At 42.7% G+C, this 20,916-nt stretch carries 12 protein-coding genes and 1 pseudogene; 7 read left to right on the top strand and 6 right to left on the bottom strand.

The features are described 5' to 3' along the window. Positions 1–145: 145 nt before the first annotated feature. The 4 genes and pseudogenes from pgsA to RDO37_RS01695 form a co-directional block, all read left to right on the top strand. A pseudogene (gene pgsA / locus RDO37_RS01710) lies at positions 146–712 on the top strand (CDP-diacylglycerol--glycerol-3-phosphate 3-phosphatidyltransferase); the annotation flags it as partial. Between the two features lie 1,177 nt (positions 713–1,889). Beyond that, entirely contained in the window at positions 1,890–4,460 is a 2,571-nt protein-coding gene (locus RDO37_RS01705; RefSeq protein ID WP_308497897.1) for a hypothetical protein, read from the top strand. A gap of 55 nt (positions 4,461–4,515) precedes the next feature. Continuing rightward, entirely contained in the window at positions 4,516–6,477 is a 1,962-nt protein-coding gene (locus RDO37_RS01700) for a hypothetical protein (protein ID WP_308497896.1), read from the top strand. Between the two features lie 77 nt (positions 6,478–6,554). Beyond that, on the top strand, positions 6,555–11,573 hold the full coding sequence (locus RDO37_RS01695) for a hypothetical protein (RefSeq protein ID WP_308497895.1): 5,019 nt from the start codon (positions 6,555–6,557) through the stop codon (positions 11,571–11,573). 139 nt (positions 11,574–11,712) lie between these two features. On the opposite strand, the gene RDO37_RS01690 is transcribed toward RDO37_RS01695, so the two are convergent. Next, positions 11,713–12,048 (bottom strand): TusE/DsrC/DsvC family sulfur relay protein, encoded by a 336-nt coding sequence (locus RDO37_RS01690; RefSeq protein WP_308497894.1) that lies wholly within the window; start codon positions 12,046–12,048, stop codon positions 11,713–11,715. A 272-nt stretch (positions 12,049–12,320) separates the two neighbouring features. Then, positions 12,321–12,911, bottom strand: coding sequence for a GTP cyclohydrolase II (gene ribA, locus RDO37_RS01685; RefSeq protein WP_367997389.1), 591 nt, complete (start codon positions 12,909–12,911; stop codon positions 12,321–12,323). Between the two features lie 429 nt (positions 12,912–13,340). On the opposite strand from ribA, the gene cmk reads away from it, so the two are divergent. After that, positions 13,341–14,015, top strand: a complete 675-nt coding sequence (gene cmk, locus RDO37_RS01680; RefSeq protein ID WP_044121553.1) for a (d)CMP kinase — start codon at positions 13,341–13,343, stop codon at positions 14,013–14,015. Positions 14,016–14,333: 318 nt separating this feature from the next. After that, entirely contained in the window at positions 14,334–14,810 is a 477-nt protein-coding gene (locus RDO37_RS01675) for a YccF domain-containing protein (RefSeq protein ID WP_308497893.1), read from the top strand. A 125-nt stretch (positions 14,811–14,935) separates the two neighbouring features. Here RDO37_RS01675 and rfbB read toward each other — a convergent pair whose 3' ends face one another. From rfbB to rfbA, 3 genes are read right to left on the bottom strand one after another with little or no spacing between them, the layout of a single operon-like run. After that, positions 14,936–15,955 carry a dTDP-glucose 4,6-dehydratase gene (rfbB, locus tag RDO37_RS01670; RefSeq protein WP_308497892.1) on the bottom strand — a complete coding sequence of 340 codons (1,020 nt, stop codon included), beginning with the start codon at positions 15,953–15,955 and terminating at the stop codon, positions 14,936–14,938. Positions 15,956–16,000: 45 nt separating this feature from the next. After that, positions 16,001–16,561 (bottom strand): dTDP-4-dehydrorhamnose 3,5-epimerase, encoded by a 561-nt coding sequence (gene rfbC / locus RDO37_RS01665; RefSeq protein ID WP_308497891.1) that lies wholly within the window; start codon positions 16,559–16,561, stop codon positions 16,001–16,003. Beyond that, on the bottom strand, positions 16,542–17,429 hold the full coding sequence (gene rfbA / locus RDO37_RS01660; protein ID WP_308497890.1) for a glucose-1-phosphate thymidylyltransferase RfbA: 888 nt from the start codon (positions 17,427–17,429) through the stop codon (positions 16,542–16,544). The genes rfbC and rfbA overlap by 20 nt, the downstream gene beginning before the upstream one ends. Before the next feature lie 564 nt (positions 17,430–17,993). On the opposite strand from rfbA, the gene rpsA reads away from it, so the two are divergent. After that, positions 17,994–19,667, top strand: coding sequence for a 30S ribosomal protein S1 (gene rpsA, locus RDO37_RS01655; protein WP_027939478.1), 1,674 nt, complete (start codon positions 17,994–17,996; stop codon positions 19,665–19,667). Positions 19,668–20,321: 654 nt separating this feature from the next. Here the strand turns inward: rpsA and RDO37_RS01650 are convergent. Next, a complete protein-coding gene (locus tag RDO37_RS01650) occupies positions 20,322–20,654 on the bottom strand; it encodes a hypothetical protein (protein ID WP_308497889.1) in 333 nt (110 codons plus the stop codon). Positions 20,655–20,916 lie beyond the last annotated feature (262 nt).

The following is a 20,916-nucleotide window of genomic DNA, read 5'->3' as shown; positions in this document are numbered from 1 at the left end:
TCGCGGGTTTTTGTCAGTGCTTACGTAAGCAGTATGTAAATTTGAGCCGTCTATCGCAAAGAATCTTAGCTAGATGTCCTATAATTATGGTGCGCTTTATCTGCCTGTACTCAGGCTTAACTGTAGCTATGGACTGATCTGAAAAATGTTTAACCTGCCAAACTTGCTCACTCTACTTAGAGTTTTACTGATTCCTGTATTTGTGGGCCTCTTTTACTATCCAACCACTAAGACTAATATGATGGCTGCCTTAGTGTTTGTGATTGCCGCTTTAACCGATCTGTTAGATGGTTATTTAGCCAGAAAACTTAAGCAAACCACAAAGTTTGGTGCATTCTTAGATCCAGTAGCTGACAAGATTATCGTCTGTACTGCACTAGTTCTTATCGTTGAGTACTACAGTGTGCACGTATCTGACTTCTTCCCACACGTTAACCTCTTAGTATCCATCCCTGCTATGGTAATCATCGCTCGTGAGATCGTGGTATCTGCTCTGCGTGAGTGGATGGCTGAGATCGGTCAGAGAGCCCAGGTTGCTGTTAACTGGGTGGGTAAGTGGAAGACTGCAATTCAGATGACCGCGATTGCCCTGTTAGTATGGCGCTATAACGATCCTCTCATCTATGCTGCTTTAGGTCTGTTACAAGTTGCTACGATCTTAACTTTATGGTCCATGATCGTGTACTTAAAGGCTGGTCTGGCACACATGACTGAAGATGCTGTTCAGGTTGCAACCTCAGCTCCTGCCACTAAGGAAGATGCCGCATCTGTAACTGCAGTAGTAAGCGATGAGGCTGCTAAGAGCCAAGATGATAGTGCTAAGGCAGAAACTAATGCCAATGCTGAGACCAACACTAATGTTGAGGCTCAGGGCTCTGATAAAAGCTAAGCAAGCTAATTAGTATTTAGCCGCACAATATCGTGCAACAAAGAGGAGACCTTAGGTCTCCTTTTTTAATGGCAGCAAAGTAAACCTTCTGATCTTGCCTTCCTCTCATTCCTTCCATTATGTTTTCGAGATCTTGCTATCTGTGGCTGATTAATTTATTGAGCAGTAATTCCTTCCTTCCTTCCTTCCTTCCGTTAGTTAGTTCTACAGTCATTCGTGAGTTGTTAGAAAAGGGCTTATTTATCATTAGAAACTATGTTTTTGGGCTGAGGGTACGGTTATTTGAGTCTGCAAAATTACCTTGATGATTAGGCTATAGCCTTTATTTTGCTGCTGCTAAGCAGAAGTGCTGAGCTCATGATCGGTGTTTACTTTGCCTTCATTATGTGGTGGCTGATTAAGCCAGGTCGCTGTGATCTTTTAGCTATTGGGCTTGCCTGATAGAGGCTCATGATGAGTCTTGTTAGTTATAGTTTTTGATGTTGCTGATAGTGAGTAACGTTTCAGAATTAAGAAGGTATAAAAGCAAACGTGTTGAATTTGTTTACTAGATCACAGTCTCTTATTACACAGGAGCTGTCCTGAAAGTCTGAAGGTACAAAAGCAATGGCTTATTTTTAGGAAAACGTAAGCGTTTGGCTGAAATTGCGATTTGTCATTTGATACTTCACCTTCTAGGATCCCTTCTATGAAGGGAGGGAAGAAAAATGTTGAGCGCATTTTGATCTTTTTAATGGGGATCGTACTTGTTGCATCTATGTAAAATTTAATATGTAAAACCTTCAATAAAAAATCGTAGTTTTTGTCATGGATGAAGGCATGTGCAGCTGCATTTTCTTTAGATCATTAATGCGTGAAGGATCATGTAAGAGTCTTTGTGAAGGTTGTTTGCTAGACTGAATATTACGCCGTATTTTGGCGTGAAGGTCTAGGTCTTAGCATCAGCTATGAAATCCTCTTAGCATTAGCTCTGTCAGCCTCTTGTTACAAGGTAATTACTGTGTCCAAAAAAGTATCTAATGCTGCTCCAGGCAGTAATTTCATCAACTTCTTGAGATCGTTTTCTCCAGTAAGCGATGGTACCTCACAGCACTTTGAGGACATGCGTAAGAATATCCGAGCTAATGATATTAAGCCTTTTAAGTTCAAGCTTAAGCGTCAGTTAGAATACAAAGAGACGATTAAAGAGCTTGTATCTAAGCGTGAGTCTCGTGTCCTGCTCTTAACTGGTAGTGCCGGCGATGGTAAAACCAGCTTTTTACATGATATTTGCGTAGATAAAGACATCTTTGGTATTAACGAGGCTGCCTGGGACGATGCTACCACTAGACATGCTCAACAGTGTATTACCATCGAAGATCCTGCCTCTTACCAAGCTCTAGATCATAGTGATGATAAGGAAGATGCTCGTAAGTATATTGCCCATGAGATTTATCTAGCTCATGAAGGTATCAAGATCTGCGTGATCCGCGATCTCTCAGAGATTAGCAGCGTGCAAGATAAGCTGCTTATGTACAAGACTCTCAGTCAGATTGTTGAGCGGGTGTTGTATTCAAAGAATAATAGCGAAGATAACGCCTGCAGCAGTGGTGCAAGTAACAAGCTAGGCGCTAATGCACGAGCTACCAAAGCAAAAGGCAATGTAGATTCTGAGCAGAATATTGAGGCACTCTACTTAATCATTGCATGTAACAATGGCAAGCTTTTAGATAGGCTCAATGAGTATGAAAGCTTTGTTAATACCATGCATGATGAGTTTAGTAATCACACAACTGAGGTGATTGAGAGTATTAAGAATCTATCACGCTCTTTAGAATCTCATATGATCTTGCATACTAAGCTGCACAATGAGTTTTGTGACTTCTTTTCACTTGCAGAATGTCTGGATAGAGATACTGTTGAGAGCATCTTTAGCGAGATTCTTAACCATGACTTATGGGATTTTTGCAAGGAATGTAGCGCAGTAGAGTCTTGCCCAATTTATAACAATCGTCGCGTGCTAAACAACGAGCATGTGATGCGTCGTTTTGCAGATCTGTTTGAGATCTCTAATGATGAAGGGGCTCATATTACCTTACGTAATCTGCTTTTGTTGATATCTAACGCCATCTTAGGCAGAAAGACTAAAGGCAAGAATCCATGCTATGACTGCAGAGCTGTCCTAGCCTTAAAAGACAGGTCAGATAGTGCTATGTCTCCATTTGATAATCTCTTTGGACTCAACCTACTTTCTGGCGATAATCTTAAGAGTTCATACGATAGCAACATCAACCGCCGTAGCTCTCAAAACTCTAAGATCCCGATCTTCATGCATATGGCTACCTTTGGTGTGGGCAATAGCAGCAACAAAGCTATAGACAATTTAATTACTTATGGCGATAGCATTACTGCAGCCTCAGGCTATGGCTCTAAGTCAGACTTTGCCAGTACATGCCTTGAGTGCCTCAATCAAAATGATGTGGCCCATGTCTATGACTCTTTACGAAAGGAGTTGCAATATCTTTTTGATGCAGCTGATGATGATTATGCCAAGAATAGAGCTAAGAAAAACGCCCATCTGCCGGCCTTGTATGCATCTTTACGTCGTACTTTATTCTTCACCTTAGATTTAGATAAGAGCTCTCATAACAAAGCTGAAGAGTCCTTCTCTAACTACTATTTGACAGCTTTTAAATATGCCGATAGTTATCTATCTTTGAAGCGTGGTTTAAACGAGGGCTCAAGCCTGAGTCGCAATACTCATCTAACTAGCATTCTAGAACAGCTCTTTATTGGCCTAAATCGCGCCTGCACATCACTGCCAGCCATTAAATCTATGGATAAGGTGTTTATTGCCTCTAATAACCGTATCAATCCAGTAGAGCTGTGCATTATTCCAGACGAGGAGCACTTTAGACTTCACATTAATCTAGATAGTTCTAACTACTTCAATGTGATTAAGGTGGTTAGCTCCTCAATGGTCAATAACACCAAGAATTTGCCTACTATTGCGTATTTTGCTAGCAAAGATGACGCTAAAGCTTGCCATGAGAAAGAGCTAGCACCTCAAGTATCTTCTGAGTCGTTAAAGAAATACTTAGGAGTACGTGAATATAGTGACTTTAAAGATCTCATATATAAGCATACTAAGTTCCAAGATAAGCTAGGCCAGCAGAATTACGAGGCATTGTTATCTGAGGATCGAGTTGGGTCGCTCTTTGAAAAGTTTTATGAGTTTTTAGAAGGTAAGAATGAGTATGGACTATTAGAGGGCGATGAAGAGAGATTTTATAAATTGCTCAGCAAGATATTTAGTCAGCAAAAGCCATCCTCATCGCCATTATCAAGCGAAGGAGTAGAGCCATATATTGTTTCAAACATGGTACTAACTCCAAGTCTTTTTGAGTTCTTGATGTCATTAGGCGATGGAGTTAGCTCGGTGTCTTTTAGCAATGAGTTTAGTGAAACCATCCTTAGCTTTAAGGCAAAAATTGAAGAGTTTCAGTATCGCAGCATGCAAGTAAGTGGCAATAGATCAATATCCTCATTGAAGTTCTGTCGCCTCAATGCAGATGGTGAGATTACTTACTAATAGTAATAAAGAGACACAAGACTTAAATCATTGCTAACAGGATGTGACTACGATAATGGGCAAAGATACTAATAGTGCAATACAACAACGCATAGATGAGTACTCAGTGAAGTATCTTGATGAGCATGATGCTGTTCTTAAGAATACGGGCTCTAATGTCATTCAGGTACCTGCAAACATCAATCAGGCGCAAGAGCTGATTAATTACACTAACCATCTAGCAAAGGCCGCAAGTTATATCCATCTGCTCGAGGACAGTTTTTTAGGCGAGCGTTATGAGTCATACCCAGATGACTCTAATCAAGTGAAGATTCAAGAGTGGTTTATTAGTGCTGGTTTGCATGTTGACGAGCGAGAAGATCATACTTTTTTGGAGTTTTTACAGGTTCTGAAGTCGCAAAACGCTGCAGGCCCATTTAAATCAGAGGTTGACGAGCACGGCCGTGTGAGCTTTAGCAAGCCTCATATGTTTAGGCTGAGAAATATTTTGTACAACAACCCATCATTAGATCAGATGAGTTATGCCAATAGTACTCCTAGAGAACTATGGGACAAATGGGTTAAAAAATACAATGATCACGTCAACAAGACCATGTCAGCTAAAAAAGACAATGAAGATGCGGTCATTAATGGCGAAATGCTTGCGACTCACTATGAGAAAGTATTTCCATCATTCTATGCATTTGCTGACGCTGTAAAGTTGCTGCGTTCGTGGTCAATTGATCTGAACTCTAGCCGTGAGATGGGCACTAAATTCCTCTTTCCTAGCGGCAAGCATTGTGTGTTTACCGAGGTCAACAAATCCAATAATGCAAAGTCAAACTTCTTTGCCGGTCAAGGAGAAATTCTTTATAGCATCTTACAAAGGGGCTTTAACAAAAGGGCTTCCTCAAAGGATGAAACAAGCGATTTCGATTTAGGAGAAGAGCTTTACTCCAAGTTCTTTGAGCAAGCTGATGCTATTGATCAGTTTGCCGAGAATCTACAGGCTACAGAAGAGAGCTCAAGTGGTTCTTTTACTAAAACTGAGTTCATGCCTTACAAGCATTTAAAGATCTTTGAGAGCTTCTATGAAGATATGTCTAATCTCATGCAGTGTTCATTGAGTAAGCAAGATCTTTTCATAGCATTAGGCACGATTTGTCTGCTCAACCTTAATGTCTATGTGCTTGAGCAAGAGTGCAAGATGTGTCAAGGATATGAAAGATACCTCATTGAATCAGTGCAGTCTAAAAGGAGTGCAATTAATAAGGATGATCCACGCTATTTAGAATACGAGCAGCTTGATACACCGGAGAAGATTGAAGCCTATATAGAGGAACAATTTAATTCTTCTATGATGATGTGTCTTGATGGCAAGGATCAAAAGCTTAAAAAGCAGGTTAAGGAACGTTTGGGTGAAAATGCTTTACTGTATAGCAAGAGCTCAGAGGCATATTTGCTTCACCGTCTTGAGCGTTTTGTTGACTTTACAGCACCATTCTTACGCGATAAAGATGAACTTGACTCTGAAGATATCGAATTGTTAAAGAAAATTATCTGTTGTTGTATTGGCATTAGTCCAGATGATGACGTGGACTCTAACAATAAGGAGTTCTTAGAGCAGGTTATGGATAACCTTGAACGCGCCAAAAAATATAAGAATGTGCGTGATGTAGTAAAGTTTGCTGCAAACTTACGTGACAAGCATATGAATAGCTTGCACTATAAATACTCTAAACGCATCGGCTTAGTCTCAGGATCTCAGGCTCGATATGCCTACTATGACTTGTCGGATAATTTATTAAAAACCTTAGTTAGAGCAACATTGGGCAAAGAGCCATACATGATGCTTAAGAGCTTTTTAGAAAGACTCAAAGAGAAGTACAACATTGTGATCTCTAAGGATCATCTTGATGATGAGCGCATTGATAAAGATAAACTTGAGGGCAATGTTGATTTGCTCAAGCAAAGACTACAAGGTCTTAACATGCTAATCACCCTGAGTGATAGCTGTGAATACGTTAAGAAGCCGTAGAGAAAAGTTTAGACGTTTAACTTAGCCCATAATGCTTATTATCAAGCTTTTTTAGCCTTGTCTGTAGGATGATTTTTATGAAATGCAACTCAACATCATGGCTCTTTAAAGGCCTCTTTAATCAGGTAGAGGATGTTGTACCTGCTGTTGAAATGAATGGCATGAATGAGCTTGAAGATGAGGTCGTGCTTGCATCAGAGAGTGATGCGTTGATGCTGACTGCAGCAGAAAATGAGCAATTTGCTTCGTTCACAGAGCAGAAGAATAAAAATAAGCCCATTATTGATAAGTTAGCGCAAGAGATCATCGCCTTTTGTGGTGCTGAACAGGTTCTCTCATTCATTCCTGAAGATAATAAATCAAGCAATTTGCTTGGCATTATTCTTCTTAAGGATGTAGAGCCAAAGCTTATTCAAATCATCTGTGATCACTTGTATAGCCGTATAGTTGATGCCTCTGAAGGAAAGGATACAGACTCACGCGTAGGCCGTCTTAAAATTCGTATTGAAAGACAGATGATGGCTAAAGCAAATTTGTATGATCTTCCGTATCTAGACGATGTAAATTCAGCCTCATGTCGTAATGACTCAGAGTCCGGATTACGTACCTTGACTGCAGCTGATAAAGACAACACTGATACTCTAAAGTCAGTTAGTGATGTCATTACTATTGAAGATCTTAAACAGTCAATCGTAGATTACATTGAGACCTTCATTGTAGATAAGTACAGTGCTAAAGCCAAAGAGTCTAGCCATTATTTGCAAAGTGTCTTACGTGGTCTGAAAGGTCAGTTAGAGCTTCAGCTAGAGGAGTTAGCGCTTTACGCTGCTAGCGTGTTACATAGTGCTATGGATGATCTTTCTAAAGATCAGGCAGTGCGTAAGGCCTTAGGCACATCCCTTAATGCGGTGTCTTTACCGGTATGTCATAGTTTATACACCGACGCTGAGTTTAATAGCGCTAGCGATGCTCAATACACGCAAAAAATCGAGTCTTACATCAAAGGCATTGGTGACATTCGTTCGGGCCTGTCAGGTTTGAATGGCATTATTGAGTCTAAGGATATATTTGCTAACTACCAGAACTACTTTTATGTAGAAGGTCAGCCTCATAGCGATGATGGTATTGCTTTAGCTCTAACACCAACCGAAAGCGTTTTAGTTAAGCATTATTTATCTGTTGTCTATGAAGAGCGTCATAAGCTATATAACACAGCCTTTGCTAACCTGTGCTCAATCGATTGGAAAGACAAGCTCAATTTCTTGTTCTTAAAAAGTAAGCCTAAAAACCATAAAGAAAAGCTTTGGGATAAGACTGAGAAGCACTTTGCTAACCGAGATCAGTCACATGGCGAGGATGAGATCTCTAATGCAGAGCGCATTGAGGTTAAGGACATCGCCAACAAGGATCCTAAGAACTTATCCCCTGATGATATTGAAAAGCTTTATAGCTTCTTCAATAGTCACAGAAGTACCTTAGAAGAGGATAAAGATCTCAGGCAACAGTGGACTAAGCTTATCTTCTCTAACGAGAAATACGTCTATAGCAACTTCATGTTGTCTCTGGCCACATGCATGATCAACAACCTACAAGTTGGGGATGATTGCCAAAGTGCTGAGTCGCATTCAAAGCAACAAGAGGGCGGAGATAGCCAAAGAGTCGAGTTGCGCTTAATTACCAAGCCTCTTGCCTTACGTCGTTTGAACAAAGATGCAGCTTATTATTTTAGCCACCGCTTTGGTGCATACCTGCGTCTGCTGCGCCAGGAGCTCGGTGATCGTTTTGTCATTAAGGGACCAGAGAGTGGATCTAAGAACTTAGCTGAAAGAAAAGCTAAGGCCGAGCAAGCGCTCATGGCTATCTTTAACTATAGAGAGTTCCTTGAGTCTATAAATAAACCACTTAAAGATACTGCTGATGAGAAAAAGAAGAATAAGAAGAACTGCACCTTAAAGTTCGAGCTGCACTTCATCTCAAATAGCGATATCACGGTACGTGAGCTAAGCTGGACTTACTCAAGTGATCAGCAACTAACTTCATATGTTGAAAACCTTGATGACTTGCGTAAAGCCTGTGCTAAGGGCAAATTTAGTCTCTTTACTGGACACTACAATAGCAAGAGGGCGATCTCTTTTAAGAGCATTCGTAACAACTCTAATCAAGCTAATGCTAATGAAGATGCTTTAAGTCAAACCAATACTGCAGACGCTCAGAAGCAAGCTAACCTCACGCGTTTTGCTATAGGCAAGAATATTAAAGAAATCATTGCCAAGCTCAAGGTTGCTCCTAAGTTTAATGAGCATTTGCATGACAAAGTACTTAAGATTGAAGAGTGCTTTAATGACTTCAAAGGTGCTTATGCAAACGCATTAGACTCTTTGTACGAATGTAAGCTTTGCTACAAGAGTGCGAAAGACTTAAGTGATTTACATACTAAATTGCAGCTATCCATTATTGATCTGATGCATGATGAACAGTTTGATAGCAACTATGATAATGATCTGAAAGTATTATTAGCCTCGGTACTTAAAGTAGGCATGGCATATACAGACGATGATGCAGTCTATAGTGCAGCCGCGTCTCCATTTACTGTTGAGAATATGCGCTCTCACACGGCCAAGCTTGAGCGCCTGTGTGACATTATCAAAAGTCTCATGTCAGGCGGCATGGACATCGGCGATAGTCCTCTGTTTAATGCCTCATTGAAAAATGATATGGATTACTTTGATGGTCCAGAGCTGTGTGTAAGTGATAGGTTAAATGAGGCTAACTTGTCATATCTGTGTGCCTTTGAGGATCATTGCGGCTATACCTTCTACAAAAAAGTCGCAGTTAATCGCTATCAAAGCTTTACATATGTGCCACTCAAGGAGTACTCAACAACAGTTGTTGATTTTATCAAACGCAATATCGAGACTAGACCTCTAATCCCAGAGCAGTACTCGATTATGCTGCGCGACTGTTTGTCAGCTGAGCTAGCTGAGATTCTCTATAAAGATCTATCAGATGTTAAAGAGTTGTCTTCTACCAAGATCCATCTCGTGATTGTTAATAGCAATACTGCAGATAGTGAAAGAATCTATAAGCGTTTTGAGATTTTGCGTTGTAATGGACTTATCAGTGCAGAGCAGTTAAAAAGAGTACAGGTAAGCATACTCACAGCTACTGAAGATCCAAATAAATTTGGCACTTATGTACGCTATATCAATAAGAGTAGCATTACGGCAAGTTTAAGCAACTCACTGAGAACTTTTGATGTGAGCGTGCTTATGCACTCATTCGATATGCGCTCAACTCTTAAGTACAATGAGCACAATGTATCGTTAGTCAAAGATGAGGTTCATACACAGCCATCTCTTGTCAACCGCAATAATACAGCGCTGATTAGCTCAGATAATGTAGGTAAGTTCCTCGTTAATCAGATTCAGACTATTGGACGCATTCAGTACTACAACTCGCTCAGTGAGTTTGTAAGCGATACGCATAAGAGCAAGTCTAATAATTTCACTCAGTCTCTTGAGTCTGTACGTAATTATTTAGATGGTAATGGTGAGGCAACTAATTACTTTTCAACTTACTTGCCTTATCGTGTCGTAAGCAAGAGTGACTCAATAAACGGCAATTATGATGATCTGCTGATTGGCCCAATCCATGATCGCTCAGAAGTGGTACTGTTTTTAGATGAGATTCAATGCCGCCGTTTAGTTACCAATAGTGAAAACCGCTTGGTCTATTACAGTAAGTTAAAAAATCAGGCTCTGAACATGCTCGTATCGTCTTCTCCGCATAGCACTAATGCTCAAAAGTATTTGCGCTATGTATATGAGAAATCCTCAGATAAAGCTGCCACAGCTGAAGAGTTTTGCAAATATGTGCATAACGACGCGACCTTTATTTCAGGAGGTTTACTCACAAGAGCGGAGAACGGTAGAAAGAGTACTTTTGAACTTGTTGGCAATGTGATGTGTAAGTTCATTGCTGAGCAGATTAGCTCATATCTCATTGAGAAAATGAATGTGTCGCTAGTGCAAGCAATCGCAGAGCCAATCTTTGTCTCTTTAGATGACTATCAGTATGTGCTATCTACTAAAAAGTCAGAGCATGCTGATGTTATGTGTATTCAGGTGCTATCTAACAATAGCTATGATAAAGAGAATGGCGATAGTAACAAGTACACGTTGTGCGTAAGCGTTATTGAATCAAAGTTCTTAGATAAGTATCTACCGGCTTCAGCAAATAAATCACGCAAGCAGACCCGAGCATCGCTTGAGAACTTGCTCAGACCTCTTAAAGTTGATGCGGTTGATCGCAGTCAGTTCTTATCTAAGTTTGCAGATATGATTGCTGATAACTGCAATACTTCATCTATTGAGAACAATAAGGTCTTCTCTGAAATTCAAAAGATGATTAGAGAAGAACAGGTCGATCTGCAGCTTATGGGATATTCTATGGTCTTTGCTTTATCAAGTGACACTGATAAGCCAGATAACCGCTATATTGAGGCGGTTGCAGATCATAAGTTTGATGAAAATAAGAACGATGACGCTCGTATCATTCAGCTTCATGTCTATCCAAGAGCTTTGTCTAACATGTTTAATCAATACTTTAAGATTAAATCTGAAAGGCATACAGACCAAGTCACAGTAAGCGACCATGCAATGCTCTCAGAGTGGTTAGAATACGAGGAGATGTCTGATCTTGCAGCTTATCTTGATACTAAGCGTCCTAAGCTCATTCATATTCGTCGTAAGGTTGAAGAATATACTCCGATGTCGCTTAACACTCAAATAGCGTCATTAGCTCAAGATGAGGCCTCATCGCAATCAGAGCCTCAAGGTAGTGATGCAGCTAAGGCAGGTACTAAGGCAAGTAAGACTAGTAAAACTCGTTCAAGCAAGAGTGCTAGTACGAAAGAAGCGGGTGAAAAGCCTAAAAGAGGAAGGCCAAGAAAGACAGCCACTGCACAAGAGGCAAATGCAGCATCTGAGCCTCAGATTAAACCTAAAAGAGGCAGACCACGTAAGAGCGATGCAAAGGACGAGGTAGAGGTGTTAACGCCAATGCCGCAGCAGCAGTTCTTAGGGCTTGATGATTAGTAGTGAAAGGCATGAGCTAAAAGTGATGAGGAAGCTGCAGATCAGGGAGCTGCCTCAATTCACTAAGCCCAACAAAAAGAAGGATGTAAGAGCAATAAATCGTTAAAGCGCATCGGCCGTTAAATGCCATTAGCTGCAATTAAATGCACTTGGCTGGCTTAGGCAGGCCTGCAAGCTTGGCAGCGCACTTGGCAGCACCATCAGGGAAGAGGCGAGCGAGCTTTACTGAGCTTGCAAGCTCTGTATGACCTTGCTTCTTTAAGAGCTGGATTAATCCACGGATAGGCGGGGTTGTGTCGTATTCTTTGTAGTACTCTCGCACGGTATTGATAATTACCATGTGCTCGTCGGTAAGCTCAAGCTCCATTTCACTTGCCATGAAGTCTCTAAGCTCATCAGAGTAGTCATCAAGATTTAAAAGATAGCCTTCGTCGTCAGTTTCGATTTCGCGTCCATCAAACAGTAGTACGGCCATACACACTCCTTAGACTATCTAAATGAAAAATCACAGTACGTGCACATCATAACAGACTCAATATGCCTTGTGTGCATTTGGTGTATCTATGCTGAGTAACGGGCATTTGCACTCGCTTTGCCTAGATTACTGCTAACTGCCTTGGCTGTGCAGGCGCTGCAGCTGAGCGTGGGTGTTTTGTGGTGCTTTTGAGAAAAACAAAAGCCCGTTGCGAGGCAGACGGGCTTGTAGAAGAGAGTGGGGTAGGCTTATTGTTAGCCTTAGCCTTAGCCTTAGTCTTGATGGTGCAGGAGGTGGCCCATCTTCTCTTCTTTGGTCTTTAAGTAGTCGGTGTTGAACTTATTCTCACCGTACTCAAGAGGCTCACGAGCAACCACAGTAATGCCGTGACGAGCGATATCTTCGATCTTAGCTGGGTTGTTGGTCATTAAGATAACCTTATCAAAGCCCATAGCACGCATCATATCAGCGCACAGACCATAGGTACGACCATCAGCAGGGAAGCCAAGCTCTAAGTTAGCCTCAACGGTATCACGACCATTATCTTGCAGGCGGTAGGCTGCGATCTTATTGAAAAGACCAATGCCACGACCTTCTTGGCGCATGTACAGTAATGCACCACGGCCCTTTTCAGAGATCTTGCGCAGTGCAGCTTCAAGCTGGAAACCACAATCACAACGTAAGGAGCCTAAGGTATCACCAGTTAGGCACTCAGAGTGGATTCTAGTCAGAACAGGCTCGTCACCACTTAAGTCGCCACTGTAAATGATGGCGTGCTCGCGCATTTGATGATCCTTAAAGACCTTGATTCTGAACATGCCGAAACGGCTTGGAAGCAAAGCGGATGGGCCCTGCTCGAAAATCTCACTAGATGACACGATGATTACCTAAAAATTTTAAAGTTACTAATGCCCTGAGTAGCTGTGCAATGAAGATCTGTGTCAAACGCGAGATCTTAAGCTGTTGCTACCTAAGAGCGTCACATGTGAAAACTCACATGGAAAATGTATACAACGATAAGATGCACATTATACACAAGCGCTCATTAGACGGGGCATCCCTAGACGTTTTTTATCACAAAATCCGACAATCTCACATTTGTACGATAGATCCTAGGTGCAAGGAAGGGGTGTTTTTGCGTTTTCTTCTCAAGACGCGTACAATGAGCGGGTTTTGCAAGCTAGTGAAAGCCGACTAAATAGGCTTTAGCTGCAGTTTTGCTGTGCAAACAAATTAAGTTTGCAAGCAGTGAAATCTAGCTTGTGTAAGGATGAAAAAAGAGGATTTTAAACATGGCAAAGGCATTTGTAGTTGCTGTTGATGGCCCAGGCGGTGCTGGCAAGGGTGAGCTGACCAAGCGTCTTGCAAAGGCATTGGATTTTGATTTACTCGACTCAGGTGCTATTTACCGCGTATTAGCCTATGCAGCTCGTAAAGCCGGTTTAGCCATGTTTGATGAGGAATCTTTAGTACAAGAGGCTCAGGTAATGGATCTGAGCTTTGAGGTGATGGAAGATGGCGTCCACGTATTCTTAGGTAGCGAGGACGTATCTAAGGCTATTCGTACTGAAGAGTGCGGCTTAAATGCTAGCAAGGTAGCTCCACATCCATTAGTTCGTCAGGCTTTGCTGCAGCGTCAGCGCGATTTCCGTCGTGAGCCAGGCTTAGTTGCTGATGGCCGTGATATGGGTACTGTAGTATTCCCTGATGCACAGGTTAAGATCTTCTTAGATGCCTCTCCTGAGGTGCGTGCTCAAAGACGTAAGTTACAGCTTGAGGCAGCCGGTAAGGAAGCAGACTTTGATTTAATCTTACAAGAGATCACCGAGCGTGATGAGCGCGATCGCAACCGTCCTGTAGCTCCATTAAAGGCTGCTGAGGATGCTCTGATCCTTGACTCTACCAATATGAGCATTGATGAAGTATTCAATGCTGCAATGGATTACATTAAGAGCAAGCAAGACTAGCTCTCAAGATTACTTTCTATTGTCTAGACAAGGGCAGGTACCTACAAGTATCTGCCCTTGTTTTTTGTAGCATGTAGATAGCTTTTGAGTGCTATGTGCCTAGCTTTTTGCGTGTTCATTGCCTGTAACAGTGCAATAGCCGAAAAAGACAGGGGTTTTTGATGATATGTTTGATCAAGTTGGCACATTTGTAATCATTTATGGTGCAGACGCATATAAGAATAGAACTTATATGTATAATCAGCGCCAAGTTGCTTTCGTGTGTTGTGGCAACTATTTGTTTTGCATCCTGCAGTTGCTGCAGTTAAGGAATCTCTTATGTTACGCGTTATTGCCAATATTATTTGGCATTTCCCTTTCTTTGGCTTTATCAGTGCCCTGATTACCTTCTTAATCGGCCTGCTCTTTGTGGCCTTAGTTGTTACCGCCCCGATTGGCTTTGGTCTGATTCAGTACTCTAAGTTCTTACTACTGCCATTTTCATACACCATGGTTAAGAAGAGTGATGTCTCAAACGAGGAAGAGAATCCAGTATTCCAAACCTACGGCACCATTCTTAAGATCCTGTACATCTTATTCTTTGGTTGGTGGCTCACCATCATCGTGATCTGTCAGATGATTGGTTGCTTCATAACTATTTTAGGCATCCCAGCAGGCGTCGTTTTAGCTAAGAGCCTAGACACCATTTTGCAGCCAGTTGGCAAGATCTGTGCTCCTGTAGGCGTTGCTGCTCAAGTGCAGGCTCAAAAGGATCAGGCTGCTGCAGCTCAATTCATGAACAAGTTCAATAAGTAGTATCCATAAGCTTATTGTCCTGCCGCCCCTCATTCGGATCTTCGACCGGGGCAAACAAAAAGAGGCCCCACGGGCCTCTTTTCAATTCAGTTCAGTTCAATTCAACTCAAGCAATTAGGCCATCTCTAAGTGCTAAGCTTCTTGATGTACCAATCGATGGTGTACTCAAGAGCCTCTTCAAAGTTGTACTTAGGCTTCCATGAGGTGTGCTCCTTGAGCTTAGATGCATCCACAGCATATCTAAAGTCATGGCCTGGACGGTCTTTGACATGGGTAATGAGTGAGGTATAAGACTGACCATCTTTAGCTGGCACCTTTTTATCCATTAAAGAGCAAATCGCCTTAATGAGGGTCATGTTGTCGAGCTCATTGTTGGTGCCGACATTGTAGGTCTCACCACTCTTACCTTCACTTAAGATCGTGTCGATAGCGCTGCAGTGATCTTCAACAAAGAGCCAATCACGTACATTTAAGCCTGTGCCGTAAACCGGAATCTCATGATGATTAAGGATGCAACTAATGGTCTTAGGAATGAGCTTTTCAACATGCTGACGTGGGCCGTAGTTATTCGAGCAATTTGAGGTGGTAACGTTTAGACCATATGTATGGTGATAGGCTCTGACAAGAAAATCTGAGCTTGCCTTGGTGGCAGAGTATGGAGAGTTTGGAGCGTAGGCAGTATCTTCTGTAAAAGAACCACTTTCTCCTAAGGCTCCATAAACCTCGTCGGTGGAGATGTGGTGAAAACGGCAATACTCTTTACCAGACTTTACTTGATGCGGGCCATCCATCCAGTGTTTTAAAGCTGCTTGCAGCAAGGTAAAGGTGCCCACAACATTGGTCTGAACAAAAGCTTTAGGCCCTGTTACTGAATTGTCTACATGACTCTCGGCTGCAAAGTGCACTACAGCATCAAAGTCATATTGCTCAAAAAGCGCGTTTACTAAGCTCTCATCGCAGATATCCCCAGTAACGTGGACAAAGTTATCTTTTGAGCTTACCTCACTTAAATTATCCATGGAGCCAGCGTAGGTAAGCTTGTCTAGATTGACCACTAAGACATTTGGATGCTTGCTTAAAAAGTAGGTAATGAAGTTAGAACCGATAAAACCAGCGCCGCCAGTAACTAAGAGTCGTTTGAACATAAGTCATACCTAGCTAAGTGAGGGATAGTGCCGCATCGCGGATGGTTATTGAAGGAGTTGCTTTTTAAGCTCGGCAAAGGAGATGCCGTTGCGATCTTTGTTAGAGACAATGGATATAACGCCTGGGATTTGCCAATCAATGTCGAGCTCAGGATCGTCATAGCGCACGGTAAGCTCAGCTCCTTTGCAGTAGAAGTTGTCACACTTGTAGGCAAGCACGGCTTCATCTGACATGACAGAAAAGCCGTGCAAGAAGCCACGCGGAATATATAACTGCTTAAAGTTTTCCTGCGAGAGTACGATGCTAAAAGACTTACCAAAGGTTTTAGACTCAGGACGAATATCTACCACTACATCTAAGACAGTACCAATCAGTGCACGAACGAGCTTACCTTGAGAGTGCTCGCCACGTTGGGCATGTAGTCCACGAATGACACCATGAGTAGATGAAGACTGATTGTCTTGAACAAAGTTTGGACTGATACCATGGGCCTCAAAATCTTTTAGATTGTAAGTCTCAGTAAAGTAACCACGCTCATCATGGAAAATTTGTGGCTCGATGATGTATAAGCCCTCAATGTTGGTGCTAGTAAATCTCAAGCTCATCTAAGTAAACCTTTTGTAGATATGTTTTGTAGTTGCATTCATCCAAGCGCTCAATTAAGCAAAGCAATTGCCGCTTATCAATAAAGCCTTGTTTTAAGGCGATCTCTTCTAAACAAGCGATCTTAAGTCCTTGGCGCTGTTCAATAATTCTAACAAAATCACCTGAGTCCATCAGCGACTCAGGAGTGCCGGCATCAAGCCAGGCATTACCTCTAAGCATAGGAATGACACTAAGCCGTGACTCTTTTAAGTAGAGATTGTTTAGATCGGTGATCTCAAGCTCGCCACGCTTCGATGGCTTTAAACTAGCAGCTTTTTCTGCAGCATCAGGTGGGTAGAAGTACAAGCCGACACTGACATAGTTAGACTTTGGTCGCTGAGGCTTTTCTTCAATCGAGATTACTTGCATCTGAGAGTTGAACTCGACAACACCAAAGCGCTGTGGATTAGAGACGTGATAAGCAAAGATGGTGGCGACATTATTGTCGGTACTATGGAGCTTATCAACTATTTGATGGAGCTGCTCGCCCATATAGAATATGTTGTCGCCTAAGATAAGACAGACTTGATCGCCTTTGATAAAGTCCTTGCCAATGAGCAGGGCTTGCGCAATGCCTTTTGGTTCTTCTTGCACAGCATAAGATAGGTTTAAGCCTAAAGAGCCACCATCACCCAAGAGTTGCTCAATGCGTGGCGTATCCTCAGGTGTAGAGATGATAAGAATATCTCTAATGCCAAAGAGCATCAGCGTAGACAGAGGATAGTAGATCATAGGCTTGTCATAAACAGGCAAGAGCTGTTTAGAGACAGTTCGGGTAAGCGGATAGAGCCTTGTTCCCCGTCCTCCTGCAAGCAAGATACCTTTCATCACCCCTCCTCAAACTCTAGAGCCATTAAGCATACAAAGATAAAGACTAACTATAGCCAGTTTATCTTATGCATAACTCATCATCTTAACTCAAAGCTTTTCATTTGGCGGTATTTTGTAGATGAAGGCTTCACTCATCTAAACACACATAGCAATTATCATCGCCTTAAACGGACGCACTCTACAGAGCATCAATGTATCAAGACCAGGACAGCTAAAGAGCGCAAGAACGATGTACTGCCTCCGCACAAGCGACATAAAGCAGAAAATATGCACGCAGCAAAGATTGAAAGTGAAGCTGTAAAAAAGGCTAGAACTGAGAGAGGCAACAAGTGAGCAAAAGTAGGTGCCTTCATAGGTAAGGTAAAGCCGATGTTTATCAAGTTTGGTAAGAAGTGATAAAGCAAATCAGTAGGGTAAAATTTTTTTTGAAAATGTAATTGCAATCACACGATTGTGTTGTTATAATCGGCATTTACTGTTTTCAGGATCATGGATGATCCACTACTGTTAATTACCTCCTTTAAGCAGGATGCTTTTAGGTGCTTTTGGAACATAACCTTAATGTCAATGTCTTTTGCCGAACTCTTTGAAGAGTCCTTAAATCAAACCGAAACCCGTCCAGGTTCTTTAATCAACGCAGTTGTTGTTGCTATTAAAGACGACTTCGTTATCCTCGACGCTGGTTTAAAGTCTGAGTCCAACATCCCAGTTGAGCAGTTCAAGAACGCCGCTGGCGAGATCGAAGTTGCTGTTGGTGACACTGTCCCAGTAGTTCTCGAGTCTGTTGAGTCAGGCGACGGCGAGACTGTCCTTTCACGCGAGAAGGCTAAGCGCAACGAAGCTTGGATCAAGCTCGAAGAAGCATTCAAGAATGGCGACGCTGTTACTGGTCTTATCGATGGTAAGGTCAAGGGTGGCTTCACTGTTCAGTTAGGCGGCATCCGTGCTTTCTTACCTGGTTCTTTAGTTGACGTACGTCCAGTACGTGAGACCGCTCACTTAGAGGGCAAAGAGCTCCAGTTCAAGGTAATCAAGTTAGACCAGAAGCGCAACAACGTTGTTGTTTCCCGTCGTGCTGTTATCGAGTCTGAGAACTCAGCTGACCGTGAGTCCGTACTTGCTAACCTCCAGGAAGGTCAGGAAGTTAAGGGTATCGTTAAGAACCTCACCGACTACGGTGCATTCGTTGACCTTGGTGGTGTTGACGGCTTATTACACATCACTGACATGGCTTGGAAGCGTGTTAAGCACCCATCTGAGATCGTTAATGTTGGTGACGAGATCGACGTTAAGGTTCTCAAGTTCGACCGTGAGCGTCAGCGTGTATCCTTAGGCCTCAAGCAGTTAGGTCAGGATCCATGGGCTAACATCGCAGCTCGCTTCCCAGTTGGCTCAAGCCTCGAGGGCAAGGTAACCAACTTAACCGATTACGGCTGCTTCGTTGAGATCAACGAGGGTGTTGAGGGCTTAGTCCACGTATCCGAGATGGATTGGACCAACAAGAACATTCACCCATCTAAGGTTGTTTCCGTTGGCGATAAGGTAACCGTTAAGGTTCTCGAGATCGACGAGGAGCGTCGTCGTATTTCCTTAGGCTTAAAGCAGTGCAAGCCAAACCCATGGATGGAGTTCGCTACTGCCCACGCTAAGGGTGACCGTGTAACCGGTAAGATCAAGTCAATCACTGACTTCGGTATCTTCATCGGCTTAGATGGCGGCATCGACGGCTTAGTTCACTTATCAGACATCTCTTGGCAGCAGTCTGGCGAAGACGCAGTTCGCGACTTCAAGAAGGGTGACGAAATCACCGCTATCGTTCTCCAGGTAGATCCAGATCGCGAGCGCATCTCCTTAGGCTTAAAGCAGATCGCTGATGATCCATATGCAGACTTCTTAATGAACCACGCTAAGGGTTCCTTAGTAACTGGTACCGTTGAAGAGGTTGACGCTCGTGGTGCTACCATTGCTTTAGCTGATGGCGTAGTTGGCTACATCCGTGTTGCTGACATTTCACGCGACCGTATCGACGACGCTACTACCGTTCTGAAGGTAGGCGACGAGGTTGAGGCTAAGTTCATCAACGTTGATCGCAAGACCCGTCAGCTGACCTTATCCATCCGTGCTAAGGATGAGGCTGAGGAGAAGGAAGCTTTAGAGTCCTTAAACGAGAAGGCTCAGGAAGCTGTTCCTAACGCAATGGCTGCTGCTTTCGCTGCTGCTAACGCTAACAAGTAATTTAATTTTTGAATATTTCGGGCCAACGGCAAAAGACGCCTTACAGCCCGTCTGTAAGGCTTAACGCCCGATATTCAAAGTTACGTACTTGTAACCACACATAAGTGTGAAAAGGCCCGTATTGCTCACAAGCTCTACGGGCTTTTTTGTATCTGCAGCAACCTCAACAAAAACCACAGCAAACTAACGACCCTTCCAAAAAATCACACCCTTCAATCCCACCAAAACAGCTGATGCTGCAATCCTATAAAACCACATCAAGCTAGCCAAATAACCAAGCCAAGCGACCTAGTCAAGCGACAAAACGCGCTGGCACCAAATGCAAATAGCTCTGCAGTAAGTCCATAATGACCATGGGTAGCAAAGAGAACAGAGTGATATCGAAAATCCTCAAATGCCAACAAGTGCCTCAACAAACATGAAATAGACCGATTTGCTGTGGCACATAGACATGCTAGCTGAGCAGCCGTACAGCGGCCATATGACAGTCGGGGAGCGCAATGAGCTTTGGAAAAGAAAGAGGCGTGGAAAAGGTACAGAGCGTTGGCTCTGAAAGGCATGAGGCGGGAGTGCGCGTCTTAAGAACGCATTTGTATCAACAAAGCAAAGGGATTGGCCTTAAGGGCTAAGGGTGCAAGCGCAATCTATGGTGAATTATGGTTCTTGTTTTGGCTGAGCATTAGCCTCTTGAGCTTCAACGGCAACTGTCTCTTGAGTTGCAACGCTAGCCTCTAATGAGACATCTTCAGATTGAGAGCGTGTTCTATAGGCAACTAATAACATCACTGCCGCAATCACTACTAAGAGCAAAGTATTGTTGGTCGAACATGTACCAGATGGGCAATTGCCTGTTGCGCAGGAGTTACGCTTGCCTTTATTTGAGCAAGAGCTTGACCCCTTAGATCCAAAAAGCTTAAAGCCTTTCTTATAGGAGCTCTCATCACAAGAGCAGGATGCTTTATTCTTATCTTGGTCTTCTGCTGCCATAAGAATATCCCCCATGTTGATAAATAGATGGTGCACGCTATACACACGCAGACTTAGCATCATTAGCGCTCATGTCTTTCATGCCTATAGCATCGCTTGCATAGATTCATAATAACGCCTAATGCACTTAAGTCTCATATATATGAGAAAAGTGTGCGTCTATAGTGCACAAAATCTCCATAAACAGCTAGTAATGCGCCCCGTCCAAAGCTCAGCCTAAGCAAGGTAGGTAAGAAGCTTGGCCATGAGCTATCCATTTGCA

This window comes from uncultured Anaerobiospirillum sp. (assembly GCF_902485895.1).
In the GTDB taxonomy this organism is placed as follows: Bacteria; Pseudomonadota; Gammaproteobacteria; order Enterobacterales; family Succinivibrionaceae; genus Anaerobiospirillum; species Anaerobiospirillum succiniciproducens.
Note: the sequence above shows the minus strand (reverse complement) of the source record. Positions and strands in the feature narration are given on the sequence as shown.